The sequence below is a fragment of the Solibacillus sp. FSL K6-1781 genome, assembly GCF_038630735.1.
In the GTDB taxonomy this organism is placed as follows: Bacteria; Bacillota; Bacilli; order Bacillales_A; family Planococcaceae; genus Solibacillus; species Solibacillus silvestris.
Genome location: NZ_CP152038.1, coordinates 1,398,865 through 1,423,992, shown reverse-complemented (window position 1 = coordinate 1,423,992; position 25,128 = coordinate 1,398,865). Strand labels below are relative to the sequence as shown.

Sequence of the window (25,128 nt, the reverse complement as noted above, 5' to 3'; positions counted from 1 at the left end):
TGTTGACTAGCAGTTGCAGGTACAGTTCTATTAAGATACTGTCCTAAAGCTACTATAACAAGTTTGGAAGAAAACGTACAGAATAAATAATTAATGTAAAAAACATTTCTACTTAGCTTTTACGGTAAAAGTTCAATATCCGCAGAGTAAATGCCTTTAATTTCCCCGTTCGCTTGACGAATTTCCAGGACACCGCTCTCAGTGATACTGACAGCTTCCCCTTCAACAACTTCCCGCAGTGTTGTTGCTTTTACACGCTTTCCGATTGTCCCCGAAGACTGTTCCCATAGCTGTTTTATTTGACCGAAGCCATTTTTCACGTATTCATCACTGTATTTCTCCAAAGATTCAAGCACATTGGCGACGAAATGTACACGTTCAATCGGTTCTCCTTCTTCAATCGCAATCGAAGTAGCAATCGTTTGTAACTGTTCAGGAAAATCATCTATCTTCTGGTTGACATTGATGCCTATACCAATTAACAATGCCTGGATACGATCAGCCTCAGCTACCATTTCAGTCAAAATTCCCGTTGTTTTTTTGCCGTTAATTAAAATATCATTCGGCCATTTGATTTCAGGAGTGAAATTTTTAAAACTGGATTTCATCGCTTCAACAATGGCTACAGCAGTGACTAGGGTAAATTGAGGGGCTTGGTGTGGGGCAACATCCGGACGAATGATTACCGTCATCCAAATCCCTTGCCCTTCTGTAGATTCCCATTCACGCATCATCCGCCCTCGCCCTGCTGTTTGATGCTCAGCGATGACAACCGTGCCATCCGGTGCACCAGCTCGGATAAGTTCATGCGCAACAAGCTGTGTCGACTCAACCGTTTCATAATAATGTACTTGGCGGCCATAACGTTCCGTCGTCAAAAATTGCTGCAATTGTCCCATATCCACTTTATCCGGGACAGATAGAAGTTTATACCCGCGTTTTTTTACTGTTTCAAACTCATAGCCTTCCTGCTTCAATGTTTGCATATGTTTCCATATAGCAGTTCGAGACACATTTAGCTCATCCGCCAACACTTGGCCGGAAATCGGTTCTCCTTCCGCAGTCAAAAACCGTTTCAAAATTTCATCCTTCATCGTGAAATGCATAAAACCATTCCTTTAATTGTTGTTTATCATTTTGTACTTCTTCATTTAAGACCGCTTCTACTGCTGCATCTAATGTCTGTTTAATCCAACTGCCGCGCTTTTTTGAGGACCAGTCCAACAAGTCTTTTCCTGTAATCGCAAGCTCATTTACATGCTGAATTGGCAATCCACTTTTTCGGGCCTCTAATTCTTCATAACTCAATTCAAGTTTACAATTTTGCCAAATAGTAAACTGGAAGGACGTTTTAAGAACGATTGTATCGTAGCGTAACAAATCAACAAGGCTCATCCCATTGCGTAAGCTTTCATAGGCAGCCAAAACTGTTTTTACGAAAAGCTTATCCTTATTTGAACAGCGATACTTCGTAAGCAGCGATAAATCGCTGCCGTTTACTAAACAAAAATATGCCCACCCAACTTGGCGATCTTCCGAATAATAGTGTGCCCAATTAGAAGCAGTAAAATTGCCATGCAAGTAATCGCCCAATGTCGTTTTTTCCATGTAATCAATGCCGAATGACGCATGAGCAGATATAAAAATCTTTGAAAGTTCAACTTGAATGCGCTCGATTGCAACATACTCAATTGAAGCTGCTTTTTTCCGGATTGCTTCGAATGTATTTTCCTCGATTGAGAAGTGAAGCTGTGCAGCAAATCGGACAGCACGCAGCATTCGGAGAGCATCTTCTTCAAAACGCTGATCCGGCTCACCTACCGCACAAATAACTTTGCTATCGATATGTTGGCGGCCATTGTAATAATCGATGTACTCTCCCGATTGGCTAAGTGCCATCGCATTCATTGTAAAATCCCGGCGTTTTAAATCTTCTTGTAAATTACGAACAAATTCGACAGTATCCGGACGACGATGGTCACTGTAAGTAGACTCTGTCCGGTAAGTTGTCACTTCGATTGGCTCTCCACAGTCCAGTACAATGACCGTTCCGTGAGCGATTCCAACATCAATTGTTTGTGAAAAGATCGTTTGAATTTCTTCAGGCATTGCACTCGTTGCGATATCGACATCATTATTTTCCTTTTTCAAATAATAATCACGTACCGCTCCACCTACAATAAATGCTTCAAAGCCGGCATGTTCAATCTTTTTAATGACTTCCTTTGCCGCTTGCCATTGTTGCGGAATCATTCTTTTTTTCAACCACACTTTCATATATCCGTTCATATTGTTCAACCATTTTTGTTTGATGGAACTGTTCGCGTACTGATTGTAGTGCGGCTTCTTTGAAAGCTTGATGTTTTTCTTCATCCTGCAGCAGTTCGACCGCATAATCCGCGACAGCCTGGGTATCACCAAGTGGCACCAAATAGCCGTTCACACCATCATTGATCACTTCAGGAATCCCTCCGATGGCAGTACCGATACCTGGTACACCGCATGCCATCGCTTCCAATAATACGAGCCCGAACGATTCTTTTTCTGAAAGCAATAACTTTAAATCACTGATTGCAAAAAGTTCTGTAATGTTTTCCTGCTTACCTAAAAACAAAACATCATCCGTATAAGGTGAATCTTTAACCATATCTGTGACACGATGCTTTTCCGGGCCATCCCCGACTAATAATAATTTCGCCGGAATACGCTCACGAATCTTCAGAAATGACTCGACTACATCCGGCAGATTTTTTATTTTACGGAAATTCGACACATGGATAATTACTTTTTCATGCGGCAAAATACCAAATTGCTCTTTTAGATTGCCAGGGTCCACTGGCTTAAATACATCCTCATCGACGAAGTTATAAATTGTCTCAATCGGTTTTTTCGTATCGATTAAAGCATACGTCTGCTGTTTTAACGATTCCGAAACAGTCGTCACTGCATCCGAACAATCAATTCCATACTTGATTGCCTGCGCCAGCGTAGAATCTTCTCCCAAAACAGAAATATCTGTTCCGTGAAGTGTTGTGACAATACCAAAGTTCTCGCCGCTCATATGACGGGCCAATACCGCACAAACCGCATGAGGAATCGCATAATGAACATGTAATAAATCGAGTTTTTCCTCTTTTATAACATCAGCCATTTTACTTGCTAATGCAATATCGTATGGTGGGTATTGAAATACCGAATAATTATTCACTTCAACCTCGTGGAAAAAGACGTTTGAATAAATTTTATTAAGTCGAAATGGCACACTTGATGTAATAAAGTGAATTTCATGTCCTCGTTCTGCCAACATTTTACCTAGCTCTGTTGCAATTACACCCGAGCCTCCCACTGTCGGGTAACATGTAATACCAATTTTTAATTTCTTCATTCGGCTCCCCATCCTTTCAACAATACGATTTTAACTTTCTTCAAAATGATTTAACACATTTATAAAGTAAAATTGACTGGCTCTTTATTTTCTGCGCTCTTCTAAAATGCGCCAGTCAACAAAACCTTCCTGAAGCCCTTTTAATAAAATTTCCGCTGTCCCCATATTTGTCGCAAGCGGTATATGATACAAGTCGCATAACCGCACTAACGCCATAACATCCGGTTCATGCGGCTGCGCTGTCAATGGATCACGGAAGAAAAATACCATATCCATATCATTATTGGCAATCATCGCACCAATTTGCTGATCTCCCCCAAGTGGACCTGAGCGAAACTTCGTAATCGGAAGTGCTGTTTCGGCTTCAATCATTGTGCCCGTAGTGCCGGTCGCATATAGATCATGCTCTTTCAAAATACCGCGATAAGCAATCGCAAACTGAATTAAATTATCCTTTTTCCGATCATGTGCTATTAATGCAATTTTCATTATTATCAACTCATTTCTAAATGATGTTCTCTAATCCATAGATTAATGTATTGGTTTTCATTACCTCTTCAATACTAAATGTAACACCGCTCATAAAGCTTCCGCGATTTAAAGAATCATGACGAATCGTTAATAATTCACCTGTGCTGCCAAACAGTACTTGCTGGTGCGCTACTAAACCTGGAAGTCTTACTGAATGGATGTGCATTCCGTCATAGTTTGCGCCTCTTGCACCAGTATGTGTTTCTTTTTCATCCGGATGCCCTTGCTTTTTCGCCTTTCGTACTTCACTGATCATTTGCGCTGTTTTAATGCCGGTACCAGATGGCGCATCAAGCTTTTGATCATGATGCATTTCGATAATTTCCACATCCGGGAAATATTTTGCGGCATCTTTGGCAAATTTCATCATTAATATTGCACCAATCGCGAAGTTCGGCGCAATAATACAGCCTAATTGTCTTTCGGTTGCCATTTGCTGCAGTTCTTCAAGTTGTTCTTCGGTAAAACCTGTCGTCCCTACAACTGGACGTATATTATGTAGTAGTGCCTGTTTTGTTCGTTCATAAACACAAAGCGGATTTGTTAAATCCAAAAGCACATCCGGCTTTGTCTCACGCACAAGCTCAACAAAATTTGTATAAATCGGAACTTCATAATGATTCGGAAACTCTTCTAGAAAGCCCAGTGATGTACCGACCTCTTTATAGTCGAGTGCTGACACAAGTTCCATCCCGTCATTATTCATGATTGTATGTACTGCTTCTGTACCCATTTTGCCTCGTGCACCGGCAATTGCTACTCTAATTGTCATACTAAAATAACTCCTTTTTACTTTTAGTTGCTTTATCCTTGTTTATTTATTTTGAGTAATATGTTGCGTCATTCAACCGTTCATCCATATTGTTGTCAAATGCGACAAAATCAAACATAATAAACAATGTAACCTTTTTTCTGCTCCAACACATATATTCTTACTCAACCGATTTTAGGAGGTTTACTATGCAAGGAATAAAAATACAGAATATCATCGGAATTCTGATAGGATCCGCAATATTCAGTTTCGGTTTTGTCCACTTTAATATGCAAAACCAACTGGGTGAAGGTGGATTTAGTGGTATTACACTTATTTTATATTTTACACTAAATTGGGACCCAGCATTAATGAATTTACTATTAAATATTCCAATGTTTATTCTAGGCTGGCGTTTACTAGGGAAAAAATCATTTATCTATACGATCATCGGTACACTTAGCGTATCAGTATTCTTAAAAATCTTTCAAATTTACGAAGTCGATATGAACTTGCAGGATGATTTATTCCTTGTATCGTTGTTTGCAGGGGTATTTGTCGGAATCGGTTTAGGGATTGTGTTCCGATTCGGAGGGACAACTGGCGGGGTCGATATTTTAGCCCGTCTGGCAAATAAATATCTTGGTTGGAGTATGGGTAAAACGATGTTCGGCTTTGATTTCTTTGTCATAATCCTTTCCTGGATGACGTTTTTGGATGCCCGCTCGATGATGTATACATTAGTAGCCGTTTATGTAGGCGGTCGTGTCATCGATTTAGTGCAGGAAGGTGCCTATTCAGCAAAAGGCGCGTTTATTATTTCTGTTAAGTCTGATGAAATCGCAAACTTAATTACAAATAACATGGACCGCGGCGTAACCGTTTTTGACGGACATGGGCATTTTACAAAAGAGCATCGCGATGTTCTGTACTGTGTCATCGGCCGAAACGAACTCGTCCGGTTAAAAAACATCGTCCACGGCGTTGATCCACATGCATTTGTTTCCGTCATGGATGTTCGCGATGTAACAGGAGAAGGCTTCACACTGGATGATAAAAAGCAGCCTATCCATTAGGCCTTTTTTATAAAGTCCATTGATTTAAGTGGACATACTTAGGTTAATGTTTGAATAATTATCAAAAGAAAAAGTCATTTTCCCTAATGAGAAAATGACTTTTTTCTTTTTTTTCAACTTTTTTACGTTAATGATTAATCTTCCGAAGTCATACCAGTGTAGATCAGGATTAAACGTAATAGCTCCATTACTGCTACAGCTGCTGCTGCAACATATGTCATTGCCGCTGCATTTAAAACTTTGCGTGCTGAGCGTTCTTCAGTATTGTTGATAATACCTAAAGAAACAACTTCATTCATCGCACGTTTTGAAGCATCGAACTCAACCGGTAATGTTACAACTTGGAATACAACACCTGCTAATAATAAAGCAATACCCAGTAACAGGAAACCTGAAGATGAAGCAAAAATACCGATCATTACAAAAATCCAAGACATATTCGATGAAATATTAGCTACTGGCACTAATTTCGAACGTAATGTTAAAAACGAATAAGCCTCCGCATGTTGCATTGCATGACCGACTTCGTGCGCCGCTACAGCTGTACCGGCGATTGAAGAATTATAGTAGTTGTCTTCAGACAAGGCAACCGTTTTAGTTGCAGGATTATAGTGGTCAGCTAAATAGCCTTGAGTCGGAACTACACGAACATCTGTTAAACCATGTTGATCTAAAATATAACGTGCTACTTGAGCACCTGTCATCCCTTTTTCAGCTGAAACTTGAGCAAATTTTTTGTACGTACTCTTTACCTTCATTTGCGCATACAACGGTAACAGCAAAATGATGATAAAATAAATGATATACAATCCCATTATCGAACTCCCTTTCTATCTCTTTCTATTCTTTAATTTTAAAGGCTTTCTAGTCTTGTTGCAAATATTCACGCTTACGACTTTCGAGAAAAGCAAAGATTATGCAGGCCACAGAAAGCCAAAAAGTGAAGTACCCAATCTCGCTCGGATACTGATAAATGACTCGGTAAAATGGCATTTGCCCAAATAAATAATCGATTATATCGTTATGCAATGTCCAAATGGCCGCAACCATCACGTGCCACATTTTAAATCGATAATTCGGTAAATAAAGAACAGCCTGTACAGCCATCAAAAAATGTGAGGCCACGAGCATCCAACCATCCATTCCCAACTGTCCATTCTCCGCAAATGTTAGAAGATTCATCGCAACTGCCCATAATCCATATTTAATTAACGTGATAAAGGCAAGAACTTCGATTAATTTAAAATTTCTGCCGATCAGCCAACCAATAATGGCAAAACAGAAAAATAAGCTTGCGGTGGGCGAATCCGGTACGAATATATAGTAAATCGGTTCTGTTACTGCCAACTGCCCTCGGTACCAGTAATAGCCGTAAATCGTACCAAGCAAGTTAATAATAAGCAGTAAGGTTAAAAAGGCACGATGGTTTAACACGTACCATAATTGCATCATATATGCTTTCATTTGTTCACCTTTTTCTCCTTCATTCTTCATCATTCCGTATTATGTATTCTGTGCAACTAAACTAAATATTGTACGTCTTTAATTATATATGTTCTCAATTGATACGCAAGCGCTCACTATAACATTGCAACTAAATGAAAATTAAAAAGAGAGTCAATATTCTGACTCTCCAGTGTAAAAATTATTCAGCTTCTTTTAATCCTGCAATAAATTCGGCTAAAACTTGAAGTTCTTCTTCTGTACCTGTAAATGCTCCGGCAGGCATACCGCCACGTCCGTTCACAATTACTTCTTGAACTTCTTCAGCTGTTAACTCATTGCCGAGAAGCATTGGGCCGGATACTCCTGCCAGGTCTCCACCATGACACCCAATACATGAAGCTTGGGCCTGATAGATTTCATAACCTTCGGACGTTTCATCTACTTCAACATCCGGAAGCAATCCTAAATGTTTATCCGTAATTTCACCTTGAGCATGAACTGCTTCCCAGTTAGTAGCCTGAACAGATTCCCATGTTGTATAAATAAGTGCTGCTATTGCCAACAACATAAATGCTGTCGGTAATGGTCGTTTAAATGGTCGACGTTCAGGTGTTCTATCTAAAAATGGTATCAATGCTAATGAACCAAATGCAATACCTGGAATGACCATCGCGCCAATTACGTTATATGGACCAGATGCATAAGAGTATTTTAATAGTTGGTACATTGATAGGAAGTACCAGTCTGGTAACGGTATATACGATGCATTTGTTGGATCTGCCGGACCTTCAAGTGGTGAAGGATGTGCGACAGTTAATAATAAATAACCGATTAAGAAAACTGCACCAACCATCCATTCTTTTAATAAGAAGTCAGGCCAGAAAGCTTCTGTTTTCCCCGGATACTCGGAATAATCTTTTGGCACGTTCGGCATACGGTTATTCGCTTTTACACGTGAATCACCTACGAACTTCATACCTTTTCCGCGTTGCATAGTGTCCCCTCCTTAAAAAATAGTACAATTAGTTTCGGATCATAGAGGTCCTGAAATACCTTGGCGGCGGATCATAATAAAGTGAACTGCCAATAAAGCAAATAACGCTGCTGGTAAGAAGAATACATGAATTGCAAAGAAACGAGTTAATGTTTGCGCCCCGATAATCGTGGAATCCCCAGCTAATAATATTTTTATCGTTTCACCTAAAAACGGAACAGATGCAGCAATTTCGATACCTACTTTAGTTGCGAATAATGCTTTCATATCCCATGGTAATAAATAACCTGTGAAACCTAAACCTAACATAATGGCAAAGATACCTACACCAACTAACCAGTTTAATTCACGCGGTTTTTTATATGAACCTGTGAAAAATACACGAAGTGTATGTAAGAACATCATGACAATTACTAAAGATGCCCCCCAATGGTGCATACCACGAACGATTTCACCGAATGCTACTTCGTTTTGTAAATAGTAAACTGATTTCCAAGCATTCTCTACATCTGGTACATAATACATCGTTAAGAACATACCTGATAGAATTTGAATTACTGTAATAAAGAATGTTAATCCCCCGAAACAGTAAACGAATGCTGAAAAGTGATGGGCAGGGTTAACGTGCTCTGGCACTTCATGGTCGGCAATATCACGCCAAATAGGAGTAATATCTAAACGTTCATCGACCCAATCATAAATTTTATTTAGCACTGTGTCGTACCCCCTAACTTATTTATTTACTGTGTGTGTTAGCGATTTTTTTCCCAAGCATTAAGAAACCATCATTTTCTGACACTTCATACATATCCAGTGGTCCAAGAGGTGGTGTACCTTTGACGTTTACACCTGTTTTTTCATAACGTCCCGCATGACATGCACAGAAGAACTGATTTGCGTGTTCTGGATTACCTTCCCAGTTTACAGTACACCCTAAATGCTTACATACAGGTGAGATTGCGATGATTTCGTCACCTTCTTTGTAAACCCAAGCAGCATCTGCTACTTCTGATTTGTACCAACCATCCGTCTGTTCATACGAGAAGTCCACTTTAACTGGAACTTCTGTAATTTCGGCAATTTTTTTGCTTGTTTGTACAAAATCTCCATCTTCTTTTGACTGAAGAATTGGGTCAATAGCAAAACGTACCATTGGCATTAACATTCCTGCCGCCATAAATCCACCTACACCAGTAATTGTATAAGTTAAAAATTGACGTCTTGTAACTCGATTCCTACTCATCCTTTTCCCCCCTCTTACTAAAAGGTCAGTCCAACGGACATATACTTTTTAAAATAGTAAATAACTAGGACATATCTATGATATATCAACTGAATAAGTTGGTCAATATAGCATTCATTTCCAAAAGTGTAGTTTGTGAACATTTAATGAAACAAATGTTGCAGATAATTGCTCGTTAAATCCATATTTTCGTAAAAGTTGGGATGACTTGTTTTAACTGATCTTCCAAAATTCGCTGCTTAACGGCTTGATCCATGGACTCAAGCGGGATAGCTGGAAGCCAAATAATATTTAAATATTCTTTATATTCAGTCCATGAATGGTCACAGGTAATAAAGACCACTGCTTTAAAACCTGCTTCCTTCAGTTCTTTTTCCAATGTAGCTGGCATTGTATCTGACTTAGATCCCATCGTATATGAAAAGGGGGGGAATAATAAAAGACGACCTTTAAACTGCTGTTCTATGAAATTCGTCAACGTCATTAAATATTCTGAAGCAGAACTGCTCTGCTTCATTCCTTGATCCGAAAAATCCAAATGTACGAGCGGGACAATCGCCGTATCTATAAACTGCTTTTGTGCCTGAAACTGCTCTACATCTTTTACAATAAAGTTCATATTCTTTCCTCCTAGTACATATAAAACTTCTGAAAATAGGAAAGAAGTAATTTTTTTATAAAGTTCAAAATTACTTCGTATGCTTTAATGCCTGCAATAAATTAGATAACTCGAAAAAACGCTCTTTATTTCCCGAATCCAGCGCTTCATCAATTTCTTTCAATAATTGCTGTTCCTGGAACTCTAGAACACTATTTTCCAACAAACGCTCTGCTGCTAGACGGTCTTTTTCACTGATAAAGATATCAGCAGGTACATAAGGATTCTCCTCCAGTACCGCCAAATACAGAGGATCAGGCGGTACACTAGGAAAATTCAACTGAAAATAAATTGCTTCATGAGCATTAATACGTAAATCATGGAATGCTTTTTCAGCATCGGATGTCATAATATTTTCTTTATAAAATCGGAATGGGATGCTCGTCGTCTCAATTGTCGACATAACAATGGAACGCGGGCAATAATGTGCTTCATCAACAAAGTGAACGTTTTTCAACAAGTCATCATTACTTAGTAAGTAATTTAAAATCCATACACCTTCACGTCTTTTTAACTGGAAATTTTTCAAAAACCACCTGATAAACAACTTTTTGTCATTCAGTGGTACGGAATATGTCAACATGCAATCCTCCCTTTACTCAAAGCGTTCTAATAAATCAGTCCATTGCTGTTCAGAAGGCTGTAATTGGACAAGTCGCTCTGCAATTTGTTTTGCTTCATCACGCTTGCCGTCCTCAACTAAAAACAGGAAGTACTTCTCTAAAAATTCAACATCATCGTTAAATTCATTATATGCCTCTTTATAAATTTCGTATGCTTTTTCGAACAGTTCTTCTTCATTATAAGCATTGGCCACAAATGGATATAAAGCGACCCATTCGAACTCATTTTGATGCAACTGTTCATATAGTGAAATAATTTCTTCATAACGTTGTTCCGTATTGTAAACAGACATTAATACTAAAATTGCTTCCATATATTCTGGATCCAAGGCAATAGCCTCACTTAAAAACTCTACCGCTTCTTGTTGTTTGCCATTTTTTATCGCCATTTTCCCCGCAAATAAATAGAGGGATTTATCGTATTCATCTCGTTTAAGACCTTCTTTAATCACTTTTAAAGCACGCTCATTATCCTCGAGCATTGCATAACTTTCCGCCAGCAGTAAATAAGCAGCGAAATAGTCAGGGTCCAACTCTTTTAAATCTTCCAATTGTTTTATAGCAAGCTCATATTTTTCCGTCTGGAAGGCTGCATAGGCCGAGCCAAACAGTAAATCTGCTGTAACTTCTTCTTCAAGTGCTTCCATATAATAATCGAGGGCCGTTTCATAACCTGCACCTGCACGGTAAACTTCCGCAAGACGTTGGGCTAAAATTATACCGGCAAACTTTTTATCGATTGCATAAAGCTCCTCATAAATTCGAACAGCCTCAGTAAAACGTCCTGTTTCAAATAATAATTCCGCTTTGGCAAATTGCAGTAAAGGTTCATGGGGTAAAATTTGCAGCGCATCATTAATTCGTTGTTCCGCCACTTCAAATAATCCCTGCATCTGATAATAGTCCGCCAATACTAACAATGCTTGAGGATATTCTGGTGCATCATCGGCAATTCCCATTAATAAATCAAGGGCATTATCCTCTTCACCTAGCTCAATTAGCACACTTGCTCGGTCGATTGAAATTTGCGCTTCCTCAGGAAATAAAAATTGCAAATGCTCAAATACGCGGTCTGCTTCATTTAAAAATCCGTAATGCATAAGTGCTTCAGCTACTTCATATTGTGCTGCGGGTTCAGCATCCATTAAAAAAGATTCAAGAAGTCGGTTAATCTCCTCTAAATTTCCTTCTTGAATCGCTTGTAGTAATAGTTCCATGTGTAGTTCACCTTTTTCTTTTGTTCTCAATATTATGCTACATGACGAAGCAATGCATCACAAGAAAAAGAATCTGGATGTTTTATAAAATTCATCTTGGCAAAGTGAAAAGGAGATGTAAAAAGTGAGTTCTTTTTACATCTCCGCAAATCATTATTTTAAAATATTATTGATATGGTCAAAAAAAGTTGGGTAGGAAACAGCGATACAGTCCGCATCATCCAATTCCACTTCTCCGTCCGCAATAAGGGCAGCGATTGCACCCATCATCCCGATTCGATGATCACCATATGTTCTTAAACTTCCGCCATGTAAAGGTGTTGGGCCTTCGATTACCATACCGTCATCTGTTGCTTCAATATTTGCGCCCAGCTTCTTTAATTCATTGACAACGGCATCAATACGATTTGTTTCTTTCACTTTAAGTTCTTCCGCGTCTTTAATAATCGTTTTACCGGCTGCTTGTGTGGCAAGCAGCGCAATAATCGGAATTTCATCGATTAAGCGTGGAATAATAGCCCCTTCCACTGTCGTTCCTTTCAGATCGGAAGTTTCTATCGTGATTGTGGCAGTTGGTTCTGCCGCATTCTCGTCATCGATAGCAACCGACATTTGCGCACCCATCTTTTGAAGCACTTCCAAAATGCCGTCACGAGTCTCATTGATCCCCACATTTTTTAGAACAATTCGGCTATTTTTCGCGATTGCACCAGCAACAAGGAAAAATGCAGCCGAGGAAATATCGCCAGGCACATTTACATGTGTCCCCGTCAGTGTTTGGCCGCCCTGCAGTGACACGACACCATCCTCAACTGTTACTGTTGCACCGAACTGTCGCAGCATACGTTCTGTATGGTCACGTGAAATCTCTTCCTCACGCACAACCGTTGTACCTTCTGCACGGATACCGGCAAGTAAAATAGCTGATTTCACTTGGGCACTTGCAACAGGCATTTTGTAGTCAATTGCTTTTAACGGTCCACCCTGAATGGCAAGTGGCGTATACTGACCATTGTCTCGTCCGGCTATTTGCGCACCCATTAATCGCAATGGATCTGCAACACGGCGCATTGGACGCTTACCAATCGATGCGTCACCTGTCATGATCGTATGTAATTTCGTGCCGGATAACAGGCCTAACATTAAACGCGTTGTCGTACCGGAATTTCCTGTGTAAAGCACTTCTTTCGGTTCTGTCCAACCGTCGATTCCTGGACTGTTTATCGTTACATCTGTCCCGTTCACTTCAATGTCTACCCCAAGCTTTTGGAAGCAGTCAATTGTACGCAGACAATCTTCTCCTAATAAGAAGCCGCTGACAGTCGTTTTTCCTTCTGCAATGGAGCCGAACATAACCGAGCGATGCGAGACAGATTTATCACCTGGTACTGTAATATCTCCCCGTAATGACGGTTGACTGTATTGTAATGTTGTACTCATATGAACCCCCCTTTAAGAAATATAAGTATCGAACTTCGCCTTGTGCTCAATGCATTGTGCAGCACGTTCCCGGTCTTCGTTTGTCTGGAAACTAATGACTAAAATACCGAAAACATCGACACGTGTTTCAACGATACGAATATTTGTAATACTAATATTATTTTCTGCCAATAAGCCTGTCACTTCTGAAATGACCCCTGGATAATCCGGGATATCGACATATAAATCATACGGCATATATAAGGCACCGTTTGCAACCGGCAAGCTGTCCCGGACATCACGCGCTTCACTGAAGTAATTTTCGATTGCTTTCGCATCACCTTCAGCTAATAAATTGCGTACCCGCTGCATTTCTGTAAGCCAATTATCAAGCTGATCGACTAATTCCTGCTTGTTTTGCATTGTAATGTCACGCCATAAAGCAGGGTTCGAGGAAGCAATACGTGTAATATCACGGAAACCCCCGGCAGCTAACGAAGAGGTCATCGGATACGTCTTTTTTTCACTATTTAGCTGATGTACTAAAGATGCTGCGATAATATGAGGGAAATGGCTGACAACAGCCGTCATATGATCATGTACCTTTGCATCGACAACGACCATTTTACCGAGCGTAAATTTTAGCAGGTCGTCCAGTGCCGCAAGCTTTTCAAGTTCTTCTCCTTCATGAGGAGTCAGCATATAGTAGGCATTTTCCAGTAAATACGGCTTCGCTGCTGTAATACCGCTTTTATGGGAACCTGCCATTGGGTGCCCCCCGATAAATGTAATACCCATTTGTCTCAGCTCTAATGCTTTTTCCATTATTTTCGCTTTCGTACTGCCTGTATCTGTAATAATGACATTGCGTTTTAATTCCCATGACTTTAACTGGTCCATAAAATCGAGTGTGATATTTACCGGTGTACCGAATATAATTACGTCTGCTTCTTTTGCAAACTCTGCAGGATTTTTAACTACTTCATGAACGACCTGTAATGTGTCTGCTAATTGTCGCGTTTGTTCATGAGCATCATAGCCGAACACTTTTGTATGTGGTGCCTTCTGCAGAGCCATCGCTACAGATCCACCAATTAACCCTAGTCCGATTACGAAGACATTTCGTGTCATGCAAGTACTCCTTGCTCATTTAAGACTTCTCCAAGCAATTGTAAAAATCTCGCATTTTGAGCTTCCGTACCGATTGTCACCCGAATATACCCTTCCAATCCTAGTGCCGCACCGCTTCGGATAATAAATCCGCGCTTCATCATTTCTTCAAATATTACATTACTCGGAGCCTTCACTTCAAACATCACAAAGTTTGTTTGAGAAGGGAAATAATTTAATCCATGCTGCTCGCAGAACTCTACAAACTGCTTTTTGCCGATTTCATTTGCTTCACGACAGCTGGCAATGTATTCCTGGTCCTGAAGAGCGATTTGCGCAACTTGCTGACTTAGGATCGTATTGTTGAACGGCGCACGCACAGGATCAAGCTTCGCAATAATATCAGCCTGCGCAATCCCGTAACCGACACGGAAAGATGCCAATCCATACGCTTTTGAGAATGTGCGCAGTAAAATTAAGTTCGGGTAGTCACGGAAATAATGCAATGTATCTTTATAAGAGCCATCGTTAATGTATTCCACATATGCTTCATCCAATACTACAAAAACATCCTTAGGCACTTTTGCCAAGAAGGCACTTAATGTGTCATCCGATACGATTGTCCCTGTCGGATTGTTCGGATTACATACCCAAACAACTGATGTTTTCTCATCAATTGCTTCTAGCATTGCTTCTAAATCATGGACACCGTTTTTCAATGGTACTTTACGCACTTCTGCTCCTTCAATCTCTGCATTATGCCAGTATTGAGAAAATGACAGGTCTGCCATGACTGTATTCACACCCGGATAAAGTAACGCCCGGGTAATGATTGCGATTAAGTCATCTGATCCATTCCCTAAAATAAGTTCATTTTCTGCAACACCATAAAAATTCGCCAACGATGTACGTAAGCTTTGTGCATAGCCATCTGGATAAATTGCATGATTGGACTCATCTTTTTGTAAAAATTGTTTTACTTTTGGTGAGCTGCCAAAGGGATTTTCATTTGAAGCAAGCTTCACGACTTCATCTAAACCGAAAAGCTTCTTTACTTCCTCGATTGGTTTACCCGGTTGGTAAGCTTTCATTCCAAATAACTGTTGTTTCCACTTCATCTTCAACGTCTCCTCTAACTTGCAATTATTTCACTAAATCTGGTCTTAACTTTACCGCATCTTCTAAATATACATGATGGATTTCTTTTTGTGGCGTATCCGTATTTACATGTAGTAATACTCGAATACATAATGGCAATGCACCCGGCACATCCATTTCATGCATACACATAATCGGCACATACTGCCATCCTGGCATCGTCCGTACCGATTTGGCAGGAAAGGCAGAATGAATATCCGGTGTTGTAGAAATTGTCACAGAGGCAATATCTTCCGGTTCAATCTTATTTTGTTTCGCAACTTCTTTCACAAGTCTTGCCGTTTCTCCCCATACATACTCGGCTTTATCTTCAACAATCGTAATTGCGCCGCGAATTCCACGAATCATTGCTACACCTCCGCTAATAATGCTCTTAGTTGACGATCAATTTCTCTGCATTGTTCAAGTTCAACTTTTTGGACAAATGGCTGTCCGATCGTTTCAAGCAGTACGAACTGCAATTGACCGTAGTCTGCTTTTTTATCTTTCAGTAAATATTCAGTCAGTTGTTCAAAAGTAAATTCCCGAACAGCTTCAAACGGATAGCCATTTTCCATAGCAAAATGTAAAAAGCGCTTTGTAAATTGATGATTTACTTTTCCGAATTTCTCACTTAATAAAAGTGAAAAAATAAGGCCGATCATGACAGCTTCTCCATGGGCGACACGTCCATAGCCTGCAGCTGCTTCAATTGCATGTCCGTAAGTATGGCCTAAGTTAAGATACTTTCTGACAGACTGTTCTGTTTCATCCTGCTCAACAATAGTCGCTTTCACTTGAATGCCATGCGCCAAATAATTCGCCAATAGATTTTCCGGAAGTTCCGTAACATGATCACCTTCCAGCAGCTCTTCCACCCATTGTGCATCGGAAATCAGAGCATGCTTAATTACTTCTGCCATCCCTGAGCGCACTTCTTTTTCGGATAGGCTATGTAAGAATGTTATATCGAAAATTACGGCTTCCGGCTGGTAAAATGCACCGATCATATTTTTCCCTAATTCATGATTGATGGCTGTCTTTCCGCCAACAGCTGAATCATGCGCCAAAATTGTTGTCGGCACTTGGATAAACGGAATACCCCGCATATAAGTGGCTGCAACAAAACCGGCCAAATCACCGACTGCACCACCGCCGAACGCAATAATGAGTGATTTTCTAGTACACTTTTGCTTAAGTAAATATGTTTGGACCCTATTGTAGTTTTCAAAGCTTTTACACTTTTCCCCTGCAGGCATGACATGTACTTCGAATTTATAAGGGAAATTCGCTTCAAAATAGCTTTGCTGTGCTGTCCAAACATTTTCGTCTGTCAATACGATGATTTTATCGGCTTTAGTAAACAAGTCATGTTGTGCTGTTAAAGCTTCACGTAATATCCCTTTCCCAATCGTTACAGCATATGAGTGTGAAGGAGTTTTTACAGGAATCTCCATATTAATACTCCTTCGTGTACTGACGCATTTCATCCAACTGCGCCTTTAATTGTGGTAATTGGTCACTATGGAACTGCTCAACAATTGCATTTGCGATTTCCCAGGCAATAACATGTTCCGCAACGATCGATGCTGCAGGTACTGCACAGCTGTCAGAACGCTCGACACTTGCTTTAAACGGCTCTTTCGTTTCAATGTCCACACTTTGCAACGGTTTATATAATGTTGGAATTGGCTTCATCACACCTCGTACGACAATCGGCATTCCTGTCGTCATACCACCTTCCAAACCACCTAAACGATTTGTTGCTCGTGTATAGCCTTTTTCTTCATCCCATAAAATTTCATCGTGTACTTCCGATCCTTTTTTGCGCGCCATTTCAAAACCGATCCCAAACTCGACACCTTTAAATGCATTAATACTCAGCATTGCTGATGCCAGCTTTGCATCCAACTTACGATCATAATGTACATAAGAACCGATTCCAGCAGGTAAGCCTTCTACAATGACTTCTACAACACCGCCGATTGAATCCCCAGCCTTCTTCGCTTCATCAATAGCTGTAACCATTTTTGCCGAAGCTTCCGGATCGATACAGTAACATGGGTCATTTTCAATAATTGCACGGATTTCATCTGCTGTTTTTCCTTCTAATAAACTGCTGTCAGCTTTAATACCTACAATTTCCGTAACATGAGAAACAATCGAAATCCCAAGCTCGTTTAACAACGCTTTTGCCACAGAACCAACTGCAACACGTACTGTCGTTTCACGTGCACTTGAACGCTCCAGTACATTCCGTAGATCACGGTGACCGTATTTCATTCCTCCGACTAGATCAGCGTGACCTGGACGTGGACGTGAAATTTGACGTTTAATTTCAGATGGATCGATATCTTCCGGCAACTCGGCCGCACCCATAATTTTTGTCCAGTGTTTCCAGTCATCATTTGTTACGACTAATGCGACTGGTGAGCCTAATGTTTGCCCGTGACGGACTCCTGATACAATTTCCACTGTATCTGTCTCAATTTGCATGCGACGACCACGACCGTGACCACCTTGACGACGTTTTAAATCATAATTTATTTTTTCTGCTGTTACTGGAAGTAATGAAGGCAACCCCTCGATAATTGTTGTTAATTGTGGTCCGTGTGACTCACCTGCTGTTAAATAACGCATTAAACACTTTCTCCCTTCAACTCGCTAAAGTATGTATTTTTCACTATAACATATTTCAAATTAAATAACAGTACTGTTTCCGCTATTAAACAAGCTATTTTAGAATATTCTGAACGTTCCAACTAAAAAACGCCACATTTATCAGCAAAAAGAAACAAAAATACGCTTTTCGCTCTATTATCCGAAAAGCGCATTCATATATAGCTTTTTGAAGTATATCTCAACTTAAGCTTCTACGTTCGACAGAGCATCTATTATTGTACTATTATTTTTTACGGTAAAAAAATGTATCTTCAACTTCAAAATCATATTTTGCAGGATTAAATATCTGCTCTGTTGACCCTACAAATAAAATGCCACCTGGACGCAATGCTTTACTGAAGTTTGCATAGATCTGATCTTTCGCTTCTTCAGTGAAATAAATCATTACATTCCGGCAAACAATCAAATCAAAATTCGATTCATAAGGATCATTTAGTAAATTATGTTTCTTAAAATTAACCGTACGCTTAATCTCATCTTTCACTTTGTAAAACGGACCTTCTTGGGTAAAATACTTTGACTGAACAGGTTTTGGCACTTCTGCAAGAGACCGTTCCGGGTAAAGGCCCAACTTCGCTTTTTGGATAACATTTTCATCCAAATCCGTTGCCAGTATATTCACTTGGGATAACGGTAAGTGGTGGGACAGCACCATCGCCAAACTATACGGCTCTTCTCCAGTTGAACAAGCAGCGCTCCATATTTTCAGACGTTTGTTAGATTGCAGCAGTAAAGGGAAAATTTTATTTTGTAATACTTCCCACCGTTTTCCGTTCCGGTAAAACTCTGAAACGTTTATTGTCATGCGATCCAAAAATTCATTCATCAGTTCACGGTCTTTTATCAATGCATTATAAAAATCAACAAAGTCCCGATATCCCTTTTTTTCATATAATGATGTTAACCGACGTTTCATTTGCGCCTCTTTATAAAGGGCTAAATCAATGCCCGTTTTGCGCTTAATGCCATCAATAAATTGTACATAATCTGACATTATTCATCTTTCCCCTCATCTAACGTATGCCTATTATAGCTGAAAATTTCAGAACTCGAAACAGATTTCACCCATAAACGTTAATCAATGTGTCTTTCCAGCAAAAGTTGTTTCGATTGTTCAAGTTCCAGCTTCATCTTTTCCGTTTCAGAATGGTAGCTCTGCAAACGAATCTGTTCAAGTTCGGCCTCTTTCTCCAACATTCTAATTTGCAGTTTCATACTCGACCGTTTATGTGCTGTCAGTATTGCGGTTAATGCAATCAAAGCCCCTGACCCGAAAATAATACATATAATAATAATATCTTCCATACGTTTCATTACGCTCCTCTAATTACTATTTTACTTGTCTGATCGATCTGTTAATTGTGTTTCAAGCAGTAATTGCTTTGTCTGTTCCAACTCAAGCTGCATCTTCGCTGTTTCTTTATCGTAAGTTTCGAGTCTAAGTTTTTCAAGTTTGATTTCTTTATCGAGACGCTTTAGTTCGATATTTTTATTTTTCGTATACGTGTCTGTTAATATTCCTACTACAGCGATTATTGTAATCATTGCCCAGAACATGGATGTCACCCCTTATGAATAGTTAAATTAGTAGAATAATTACTTTTGGTTATGCTCCAGCAATACTTGCTTTGAATGTTCCAATTCCAGACGCATTTTTTCTGTTTCTTTATCGTAATTTTCAAGACGTAATTGTTCCAGCTCAATTTCTTTCGTTAATTTATTTACTTCTATCCGTTTACTTTCATTGCGCGCATCGGTGATGACTGCAATCGCCCCTACTGCCATAACTGAAATAACGGCCAAAACCCACATATACATCCCCCTAATCTATCAGTACTTTTTATACGTATGTATTCCAAAAATAGTTTCATTATTCCGATTTATTATATCATTAATAGTCCATGTTTTTCCTGTTCCATATAAAAAAAGCTACCACTTAAAAGTGGTAGCTTTTTGTAAGTTTTATTATTCAGCGATTCCTTCTGGGAACCATAAACCGATTTCACGTTCAGCAGAAGCTAAAGAGTCAGAACCGTGGATTACGTTGTGAGATAAAGTTACAGCGTAGTCACCGCGGATTGTACCAGGAGCTGATTCTTCTGGCTTTGTAGCACCCATCATGATACGAGATAATTGGATAACGTTTTCGCCTTCCCAAACCATACCGAATACTGGGCCTGAAGTGATGAAGTCTACTAATTCACCGAAGAAAGGACGCTCAGCGTGCTCTGCATAGTGTTTTTCAGCTAAATCACGAGTTGGTACCATTAATTTTGCTCCGCGCATTACAAAACCGCGACGCTCAAAACGGTCAACGATATCTCCGATTACTTGACGTTCTACGCCATCTGGTTTAACCATTAAAAAAGTTTTTTCGATTGCCATTATAAACACTCCTTAAATTTGAGTAAAAGGTTTTACACCTACCGATAAATATTACCAAAATCCTACTCATACTGCAACAAATATTAGATTTGCCCATAAATTGGCTAGATTTGCTAAGATTTTCTCTTCCCCATAAACAGCGCAATATCACGCAGTTTTTTCTTCATTGGGTGCTTCGGCAATGCCTCGATTTCTTTTAAAGCCTTTTTTAAATACAAATTACTAATATGGGTTGCTTCTTTTATCGCTTCCGAATTACGAACAAGGGCCAGCATATTTTGGCGCTCTTCTTCTGTTAATCCAGCTACCGCCACTTTCGTCAAATAAGGGGCAAGCTGTGGATCATCTTTCATCAACAATATCGGCAATGTGACATTCCCGTTCATTAAATCACTGCCAGCCGGTTTCCCGAGCTGCTTGTCTGTCGCTGTAAAATCTAATATATCATCTACTATTTGAAAGCTCATTCCTACAAAATAACCGTAACGTTTTAAATGCCTTGCTGTTTTTTCATCGGCACCACTTACGACTGCCCCAAGCTCACAACTCGATTCAATCAATAAAGCCGTTTTACGTTTAATACGTCGGAAGTAATCTTTCAAGCTTTGATCTAAACGAAACTTATCCTCAATTTGAATGACTTCACCATTTACTAGCTCAACCATTGTTTTAGCTAATATTTGATGGGCTCTTGGATTTTCAATGCTTGTTACATATTGTAATGCACGTGCAAATATAAAATTTCCTGTATACATCGCCACACGGTTGTTCCACTGTGCTTTCACCGTCTCCCGGCCACGGCGCATATCTGAATTGTCAATGACATCATCATGCACCAATGAACCCATATGAATCAATTCCAGGGGAACGGCAATGTTTTTCATTCGGTCAATATTATAGTCACCAAACTTGGCACTTAGTAACGTAAATACTGGTCGAATACGTTTTCCACCAGCTTGCAGTAAATGGACTGAGGCATCATTCAATAAGTGTGAAGATGAATTCAACGCTTGTTCCAATTCGTTTTCGATGACTTCTATATCTGATTTAATATCGGCATATAGCATTTTGATTTTCATCTTTTCCACGCGTCAAAACCTACTCCCACTTTTATTTCTTCTTAAAACCCATGTGCATAGCTGCTGCCCCACCGCTATATGGTTTATATGTGACATTTTCATAACCGGCTTCCCGGAACATTTGCGCTAATTTTTTCATGCCTGGAAAATCATTCGCAGACTTTTGCAGCCATGAATATTCTTTATAGCTTTTTGCAAAAATCTTTCCGAACAGCGGCATAATATGATTAAAGTAAAAACGGAAAAGTTGGCGGTATACCGGAATTTCGGATTGAGAAGTTTCCAGACATACGACCATTCCGCCTGGTTTAACGACCCGATTCATTTCACGCAATACTTGCATATAGTCCGGTACATTTCGTAAGCCAAAACCAATCGTCACATAATCAAACGTATTATCTTCAAATGGTAGTTCCATTGCATTTCCGTGAATCAGCTCGATATTCGGGATATTCTCGGTTTTCTGCATGCCGACCTTCAGCATATTCTCACTGAAATCCAGCCCTTTTACTACCCCTTCTTCACCGACTGCTTTCGATAAAGCAATTGTCCAATCAGCTGTACCGCAGCAAACATCAAGACATTTCGAACCTTTTTTTACTGCCATACGTTTCATCGTATCTTCACGCCATCCAACATGCATTTGGAAGCTAATGACCGAGTTCATTTTATCGTAGCTCTCTGAAATGTTTTCAAACACTTCATGAACATGTTGTTCTTTCGATTTCGCCATTTTTTTCAAGACCTTTCTAAACTCACTAAAAAGTGATGTATTGCTCAATGGAATGTTTTAATTCATCTTTTAAATCGATATTCGTCAAGTCTTCTCTCAATTTTCGCTCCATGTCATATAAATGATCCTGTAAGGCTTCAATAATAGAGTCCATCATAATTGAATCAGCTGCAAACGCCTTATATAAAAAACATGGCTGTCCTTTTTTCAATAAATCCAGCTCTTTTTTCAAACGAATATATGTTAACGTTCGTTTCATCAATTCTGCATAAGATGCGAAACCATATACATCATAATATTGGGCAATCAATTCGCTTTCAATCACCATCAAACTTTCAATCCACTGTTCAATTGACCGTTTTTTCGCTTCATAAACACGTATTTGGTGCTCACAACGATTTACGATTCCTTCCGACAGCTTTTGGATTAAGAAAATATTCCCTGATTGTGCGAGTAACTGATAATACCGACCACTATAATAATCACCGGAAAGAACAAGCAGCTGCTGTTCTTTGCTCGTCGCTTCCACTTCCTTCACTTTTTCGTGCTCTGTCAGTGAAGCATGTACAATCCCAACTGTAACTGCGCTTATTTGATGTTCATCGTTCATAAGAGCGCCATTTAAAAAAGGAAGCTGGATGAAAAACAGCTGTTCTTCTTGTAAAGTCGGTTGTCCAACGTTTTGAAGTAATGCTCTATGATGAACATGCTGAAGAATATTAGATTTTAGCGTCTGAACCGATTGTGTAATAGATGTTGCATTCATAGAAATTACTCCATTTCAATGTTATAAAGCATAAGTACGATTTTATTTTTGCCTAAAAATTACGATATGCTATTTTTTACTTTGAACCGTACCGTGTGCAGAGTGAATTTTAGCTTTACCGCGAATTTTCATTGCCGATGTATGTTCAGTAAACTGGGCGATCATAACTTCACCAGCATCCAGCTTTTCTGAATGGTGGAATTTAGTATCTGTCCCGCGTGTTAAACCAATAACATGTACACCATCTTCTTCTGCTTCGATAATAATATATTCTGATTGTCCCATTATACAATCTCCCCACGTGTTAATTTCTTTGTCTATAATACCATATTTGTTATTATTATTTCATTTGGATGAATGTATTCACTTCATTGCGTTTTACTGCATCCTGTTCATAAATACCTCGCGCTACAGCCGTAACCGTTTTAGCGCCCGGTTTTTTTAATCCGCGCATCGTCATACACATATGTTCCGCTTCCACTACAACATAAACGCCTTTTGGATTCAGCATTTCCATAATTGTATCCGCTACAGTTGAAGTAATACGTTCCTGAAGTTGTGGACGGCGTGCTACTGATTCCAGGCAGCGTCCAAGTTTACTTAAACCTGCAACTTTTCCGTCTTTAGGTATGTAGGCAATATGGGCCGTTCCGTAAAAAGGAACTAAATGATGTTCACACATTGAAAAAAATGGAATATCTTTTACTAAAACTAGTTCTTCGTGATCTTCATGGAATACTGTACTGAAATAATCACGCGGATCTTCTTGTAAGCCGCTGAACATTTCCGCATACATTTTCGAAACACGTTTTGGTGTATCCAGTAATCCTTCACGCGCCACATCTTCCCCAACTGCTTCCAAAATCATCTTTACTGCTTCTTCTATCTTATTTAAATCGACATTTGACATGAAACAAATTCCTCCTACAAACCAAAACGTTTATTATGTATAAATCTATATAAAGTGAAACTTCAATCAGTAAGGTTTTCCCCTACGGATTAGAAGAAACACAAGCTAAGTACCCGTTAATTGCGGGTAAATTAATTTTTAATCTATATTAAATTTTTCACTATTTGTTCCTACCTAAGCGAAAAAGGTTAAATACACTCTTGAATCGTAGCACATTAAGCTCATAAGTTCAAAACAGTTATACTATTTTTAGCATTGTTGAGTAAAAACAACTGAAATGAACAAAAGCGCTAAAGCGCCCGTTCAGCTCCGAGTGGGCAAAACGCCACATCCCTGTGGCATGCCCCCAATGACTCACATTGTGTGAGCCTCAGACATTGGAGGGCCCGACGCAAAAGTAAACGCTTCACCACTTTTGCACGAGGGACCGAAATGGTGCGAGGAGCTGGCGCTTGAGCCTAGACGTAAAAAAGAGCAGCTCTCAGTTAGACTGAGAGCTGCTCTATGTACCTCGAGAAACTGAATTATTTTACAGCGTCCTTAAGTGCTTTACCTGGCTTGAAAGCAGGTACTTTAGAAGCAGCAATTTCGATTTCCTTACCCGTTTGTGGGTTACGACCTTTACGTGCTGCACGCTCACGAACTTCAAAGTTACCAAAACCGATTAATTGTACTTTGTCACCCTTTGCAAGAGCATCTTGAATTGTATCAAATACAGCTTCAACTGCTTTAGAAGCGTCTTTTTTAGAAAGACCTGCAGCTTCAGCAACAGAGTTTACTAATTCTGTTTTATTCACACCATTCACCTCCTCTCAAAGGGTCATGAATCTAAATCCTGTAAAAAGATTAACATACAGAAAACCGCGACGCAACTGAATTCCTTCATGTTTTGCATATATTTCATCATTTTTTGAAAAAAAACTAAAATTACAGGACAATTCACCTATAAAAGTGAACCGTCCTGTAATTGTAAGTACTTCCTA

31 protein-coding genes are annotated in these 25,128 nt (G+C 39.5%); 1 reads left to right on the top strand and 30 read right to left on the bottom strand.

The window, feature by feature from the left end:
• Nucleotides 1-119: 119 nt before the first annotated feature.
• From MHH37_RS07000 to dapB, 5 genes are all read right to left on the bottom strand, one after another.
• The gene (locus MHH37_RS07000; protein ID WP_014824298.1) at nt 120-1,106 is read right to left on the bottom strand and encodes a biotin--[acetyl-CoA-carboxylase] ligase; all 987 of its coding nucleotides are present in this window, start codon (nt 1,104-1,106) and stop codon (nt 120-122) included.
• Nucleotides 1,084-2,253, bottom strand: coding sequence for a CCA tRNA nucleotidyltransferase (locus MHH37_RS06995; protein ID WP_342575562.1), 1,170 nt, complete (start codon nt 2,251-2,253; stop codon nt 1,084-1,086). The genes MHH37_RS07000 and MHH37_RS06995 overlap by 23 nt, the downstream gene beginning before the upstream one ends.
• Complete coding sequence (gene bshA / locus MHH37_RS06990; protein WP_008404880.1) at nt 2,213-3,385, bottom strand: N-acetyl-alpha-D-glucosaminyl L-malate synthase BshA; 1,173 nt, start codon at nt 3,383-3,385, stop codon at nt 2,213-2,215. Before bshA ends, MHH37_RS06995 begins: the two co-directional genes overlap by 41 nt.
• Before the next feature lie 84 nt (nt 3,386-3,469).
• Complete coding sequence (gene mgsA, locus MHH37_RS06985; protein ID WP_014824300.1) at nt 3,470-3,874, bottom strand: methylglyoxal synthase; 405 nt, start codon at nt 3,872-3,874, stop codon at nt 3,470-3,472.
• A 16-nt stretch (nt 3,875-3,890) separates the two neighbouring features.
• Complete coding sequence (dapB, locus tag MHH37_RS06980; RefSeq protein WP_342575561.1) at nt 3,891-4,688, bottom strand: 4-hydroxy-tetrahydrodipicolinate reductase; 798 nt, start codon at nt 4,686-4,688, stop codon at nt 3,891-3,893.
• Nucleotides 4,689-4,876: 188 nt separating this feature from the next.
• Between dapB and MHH37_RS06975 the strand changes: the two genes are divergently transcribed.
• Nucleotides 4,877-5,743: a YitT family protein gene (locus MHH37_RS06975; RefSeq protein WP_008404884.1), complete on the top strand. Its 867-nt coding sequence runs from the start codon at nt 4,877-4,879 to the stop codon at nt 5,741-5,743.
• A gap of 134 nt (nt 5,744-5,877) precedes the next feature.
• Here the strand turns inward: MHH37_RS06975 and MHH37_RS06970 are convergent, their stop codons facing one another.
• The 25 genes from MHH37_RS06970 to MHH37_RS06850 form a co-directional block, all read right to left on the bottom strand.
• Nucleotides 5,878-6,558: a zinc metallopeptidase gene (locus tag MHH37_RS06970; RefSeq protein WP_008404887.1), complete on the bottom strand. Its 681-nt coding sequence runs from the start codon at nt 6,556-6,558 to the stop codon at nt 5,878-5,880.
• 49 nt (nt 6,559-6,607) lie between these two features.
• On the bottom strand, nt 6,608-7,207 hold the full coding sequence (locus MHH37_RS06965) for a DUF1405 domain-containing protein (protein WP_041865769.1): 600 nt from the start codon (nt 7,205-7,207) through the stop codon (nt 6,608-6,610).
• 181 nt (nt 7,208-7,388) lie between these two features.
• On the bottom strand, nt 7,389-8,183 hold the full coding sequence (locus MHH37_RS06960; RefSeq protein WP_342575559.1) for a c-type cytochrome: 795 nt from the start codon (nt 8,181-8,183) through the stop codon (nt 7,389-7,391).
• Between the two features lie 39 nt (nt 8,184-8,222).
• On the bottom strand, nt 8,223-8,897 hold the full coding sequence (locus tag MHH37_RS06955) for a cytochrome b6 (RefSeq protein ID WP_008404891.1): 675 nt from the start codon (nt 8,895-8,897) through the stop codon (nt 8,223-8,225).
• Nucleotides 8,898-8,919: 22 nt separating this feature from the next.
• Complete coding sequence (locus tag MHH37_RS06950; RefSeq protein ID WP_008404893.1) at nt 8,920-9,426, bottom strand: ubiquinol-cytochrome c reductase iron-sulfur subunit; 507 nt, start codon at nt 9,424-9,426, stop codon at nt 8,920-8,922.
• 175 nt (nt 9,427-9,601) lie between these two features.
• Nucleotides 9,602-10,045: a YpiF family protein gene (locus MHH37_RS06945; RefSeq protein ID WP_008404894.1), complete on the bottom strand. Its 444-nt coding sequence runs from the start codon at nt 10,043-10,045 to the stop codon at nt 9,602-9,604.
• Between the two features lie 70 nt (nt 10,046-10,115).
• On the bottom strand, nt 10,116-10,664 hold the full coding sequence (locus tag MHH37_RS06940; RefSeq protein ID WP_014824302.1) for a ReoY family proteolytic degradation factor: 549 nt from the start codon (nt 10,662-10,664) through the stop codon (nt 10,116-10,118).
• Nucleotides 10,665-10,679: 15 nt separating this feature from the next.
• A complete protein-coding gene (locus tag MHH37_RS06935; protein ID WP_008404898.1) occupies nt 10,680-11,924 on the bottom strand; it encodes a tetratricopeptide repeat protein in 1,245 nt (414 codons plus the stop codon).
• Nucleotides 11,925-12,077: 153 nt separating this feature from the next.
• Complete coding sequence (aroA, locus tag MHH37_RS06930; protein ID WP_342575556.1) at nt 12,078-13,364, bottom strand: 3-phosphoshikimate 1-carboxyvinyltransferase; 1,287 nt, start codon at nt 13,362-13,364, stop codon at nt 12,078-12,080.
• Nucleotides 13,365-13,376: 12 nt separating this feature from the next.
• Nucleotides 13,377-14,474 (bottom strand): prephenate dehydrogenase, encoded by a 1,098-nt coding sequence (locus tag MHH37_RS06925; protein ID WP_008404902.1) that lies wholly within the window; start codon nt 14,472-14,474, stop codon nt 13,377-13,379.
• The gene (hisC, locus tag MHH37_RS06920; protein WP_342575555.1) at nt 14,471-15,571 is read right to left on the bottom strand and encodes a histidinol-phosphate transaminase; all 1,101 of its coding nucleotides are present in this window, start codon (nt 15,569-15,571) and stop codon (nt 14,471-14,473) included. Before hisC ends, MHH37_RS06925 begins: the two co-directional genes overlap by 4 nt.
• 25 nt (nt 15,572-15,596) lie before the next feature.
• Entirely contained in the window at nt 15,597-15,959 is a 363-nt protein-coding gene (gene aroH, locus MHH37_RS06915) for a chorismate mutase (protein WP_008404905.1), read from the bottom strand.
• Nucleotides 15,960-15,961: 2 nt separating this feature from the next.
• The gene (aroB, locus tag MHH37_RS06910) at nt 15,962-17,047 is read right to left on the bottom strand and encodes a 3-dehydroquinate synthase (protein WP_342575554.1); all 1,086 of its coding nucleotides are present in this window, start codon (nt 17,045-17,047) and stop codon (nt 15,962-15,964) included.
• Nucleotide 17,048: 1 nt separating this feature from the next.
• The gene (gene aroC, locus MHH37_RS06905; RefSeq protein ID WP_008404909.1) at nt 17,049-18,230 is read right to left on the bottom strand and encodes a chorismate synthase; all 1,182 of its coding nucleotides are present in this window, start codon (nt 18,228-18,230) and stop codon (nt 17,049-17,051) included.
• A gap of 265 nt (nt 18,231-18,495) precedes the next feature.
• Complete coding sequence (locus MHH37_RS06900; protein WP_014824305.1) at nt 18,496-19,266, bottom strand: CheR family methyltransferase; 771 nt, start codon at nt 19,264-19,266, stop codon at nt 18,496-18,498.
• 80 nt (nt 19,267-19,346) lie between these two features.
• A complete protein-coding gene (locus tag MHH37_RS06895) occupies nt 19,347-19,586 on the bottom strand; it encodes a hypothetical protein (protein ID WP_008404912.1) in 240 nt (79 codons plus the stop codon).
• 21 nt (nt 19,587-19,607) lie between these two features.
• A complete protein-coding gene (locus tag MHH37_RS06890; protein ID WP_008404913.1) occupies nt 19,608-19,829 on the bottom strand; it encodes a hypothetical protein in 222 nt (73 codons plus the stop codon).
• Between the two features lie 39 nt (nt 19,830-19,868).
• Nucleotides 19,869-20,084 (bottom strand): hypothetical protein, encoded by a 216-nt coding sequence (locus tag MHH37_RS06885; RefSeq protein ID WP_342575553.1) that lies wholly within the window; start codon nt 20,082-20,084, stop codon nt 19,869-19,871.
• Nucleotides 20,085-20,237: 153 nt separating this feature from the next.
• Nucleotides 20,238-20,657, bottom strand: a complete 420-nt coding sequence (ndk, locus tag MHH37_RS06880) for a nucleoside-diphosphate kinase (RefSeq protein ID WP_008404915.1) — start codon at nt 20,655-20,657, stop codon at nt 20,238-20,240.
• Nucleotides 20,658-20,770: 113 nt separating this feature from the next.
• Nucleotides 20,771-21,745, bottom strand: a complete 975-nt coding sequence (hepT, locus tag MHH37_RS06875; protein ID WP_008404916.1) for a heptaprenyl diphosphate synthase component II — start codon at nt 21,743-21,745, stop codon at nt 20,771-20,773.
• A gap of 22 nt (nt 21,746-21,767) precedes the next feature.
• Nucleotides 21,768-22,469, bottom strand: a complete 702-nt coding sequence (locus MHH37_RS06870) for a demethylmenaquinone methyltransferase (protein WP_342575552.1) — start codon at nt 22,467-22,469, stop codon at nt 21,768-21,770.
• A 25-nt stretch (nt 22,470-22,494) separates the two neighbouring features.
• Nucleotides 22,495-23,235: a heptaprenyl diphosphate synthase component 1 gene (locus MHH37_RS06865; RefSeq protein ID WP_342575551.1), complete on the bottom strand. Its 741-nt coding sequence runs from the start codon at nt 23,233-23,235 to the stop codon at nt 22,495-22,497.
• 69 nt (nt 23,236-23,304) lie between these two features.
• Nucleotides 23,305-23,520: a trp RNA-binding attenuation protein MtrB gene (gene mtrB, locus MHH37_RS06860; RefSeq protein ID WP_008404919.1), complete on the bottom strand. Its 216-nt coding sequence runs from the start codon at nt 23,518-23,520 to the stop codon at nt 23,305-23,307.
• A 55-nt stretch (nt 23,521-23,575) separates the two neighbouring features.
• Entirely contained in the window at nt 23,576-24,145 is a 570-nt protein-coding gene (gene folE / locus MHH37_RS06855; protein WP_342575550.1) for a GTP cyclohydrolase I FolE, read from the bottom strand.
• A gap of 524 nt (nt 24,146-24,669) precedes the next feature.
• A complete protein-coding gene (locus tag MHH37_RS06850) occupies nt 24,670-24,942 on the bottom strand; it encodes an HU family DNA-binding protein (protein ID WP_004232618.1) in 273 nt (90 codons plus the stop codon).
• Nucleotides 24,943-25,128: the final 186 nt, after the last annotated feature.

Bases quoted from the DNA above. Each gene is read 5' to 3' on its own strand.
- MHH37_RS06895 (WP_008404912.1), bottom strand. From the start codon at position 19,586: ATGAAACGTATGGAAGATATTATTATTATATGTATTATTTTCGGGTCA.
- MHH37_RS06870 (WP_342575552.1), bottom strand. From the start codon at position 22,469: ATGGCGAAATCGAAAGAACAACATGTTCATGAAGTGTTTGAAAACATT.
- MHH37_RS06945 (WP_008404894.1), bottom strand. From the start codon at position 10,045: ATGAACTTTATTGTAAAAGATGTAGAGCAGTTTCAGGCACAAAAGCAG.
- aroC (WP_008404909.1), bottom strand. From the start codon at position 18,230: ATGCGTTATTTAACAGCAGGTGAGTCACACGGACCACAATTAACAACA.
- mgsA (WP_014824300.1), bottom strand. From the start codon at position 3,874: ATGAAAATTGCATTAATAGCACATGATCGGAAAAAGGATAATTTAATT.
- MHH37_RS06900 (WP_014824305.1), bottom strand. From the start codon at position 19,266: ATGTCAGATTATGTACAATTTATTGATGGCATTAAGCGCAAAACGGGC.
- mtrB (WP_008404919.1), bottom strand. From the start codon at position 23,520: ATGGGACAATCAGAATATATTATTATCGAAGCAGAAGAAGATGGTGTA.
- MHH37_RS06885 (WP_342575553.1), bottom strand. From the start codon at position 20,084: ATGTGGGTTTTGGCCGTTATTTCAGTTATGGCAGTAGGGGCGATTGCA.
- MHH37_RS06935 (WP_008404898.1), bottom strand. From the start codon at position 11,924: ATGGAACTATTACTACAAGCGATTCAAGAAGGAAATTTAGAGGAGATT.
- MHH37_RS06965 (WP_041865769.1), bottom strand. From the start codon at position 7,207: ATGAAAGCATATATGATGCAATTATGGTACGTGTTAAACCATCGTGCC.
- ndk (WP_008404915.1), bottom strand. From the start codon at position 20,657: ATGGCAATCGAAAAAACTTTTTTAATGGTTAAACCAGATGGCGTAGAA.
- MHH37_RS06925 (WP_008404902.1), bottom strand. From the start codon at position 14,474: ATGACACGAAATGTCTTCGTAATCGGACTAGGGTTAATTGGTGGATCT.
- MHH37_RS06865 (WP_342575551.1), bottom strand. From the start codon at position 23,235: ATGAATGCAACATCTATTACACAATCGGTTCAGACGCTAAAATCTAAT.
- hisC (WP_342575555.1), bottom strand. From the start codon at position 15,571: ATGAAGTGGAAACAACAGTTATTTGGAATGAAAGCTTACCAACCGGGT.
- aroH (WP_008404905.1), bottom strand. From the start codon at position 15,959: ATGATTCGTGGAATTCGCGGCGCAATTACGATTGTTGAAGATAAAGCC.
- dapB (WP_342575561.1), bottom strand. From the start codon at position 4,688: ATGACAATTAGAGTAGCAATTGCCGGTGCACGAGGCAAAATGGGTACA.
- MHH37_RS06970 (WP_008404887.1), bottom strand. From the start codon at position 6,558: ATGGGATTGTATATCATTTATTTTATCATCATTTTGCTGTTACCGTTG.
- aroB (WP_342575554.1), bottom strand. From the start codon at position 17,047: ATGGAGATTCCTGTAAAAACTCCTTCACACTCATATGCTGTAACGATT.
- MHH37_RS06950 (WP_008404893.1), bottom strand. From the start codon at position 9,426: ATGAGTAGGAATCGAGTTACAAGACGTCAATTTTTAACTTATACAATT.
- MHH37_RS07000 (WP_014824298.1), bottom strand. From the start codon at position 1,106: ATGCATTTCACGATGAAGGATGAAATTTTGAAACGGTTTTTGACTGCG.
- MHH37_RS06960 (WP_342575559.1), bottom strand. From the start codon at position 8,183: ATGCAACGCGGAAAAGGTATGAAGTTCGTAGGTGATTCACGTGTAAAA.
- MHH37_RS06995 (WP_342575562.1), bottom strand. From the start codon at position 2,253: ATGATTCCGCAACAATGGCAAGCGGCAAAGGAAGTCATTAAAAAGATT.
- aroA (WP_342575556.1), bottom strand. From the start codon at position 13,364: ATGAGTACAACATTACAATACAGTCAACCGTCATTACGGGGAGATATT.
- bshA (WP_008404880.1), bottom strand. From the start codon at position 3,385: ATGAAGAAATTAAAAATTGGTATTACATGTTACCCGACAGTGGGAGGC.
- folE (WP_342575550.1), bottom strand. From the start codon at position 24,145: ATGTCAAATGTCGATTTAAATAAGATAGAAGAAGCAGTAAAGATGATT.
- MHH37_RS06890 (WP_008404913.1), bottom strand. From the start codon at position 19,829: ATGTTCTGGGCAATGATTACAATAATCGCTGTAGTAGGAATATTAACA.
- MHH37_RS06975 (WP_008404884.1), top strand. From the start codon at position 4,877: ATGCAAGGAATAAAAATACAGAATATCATCGGAATTCTGATAGGATCC.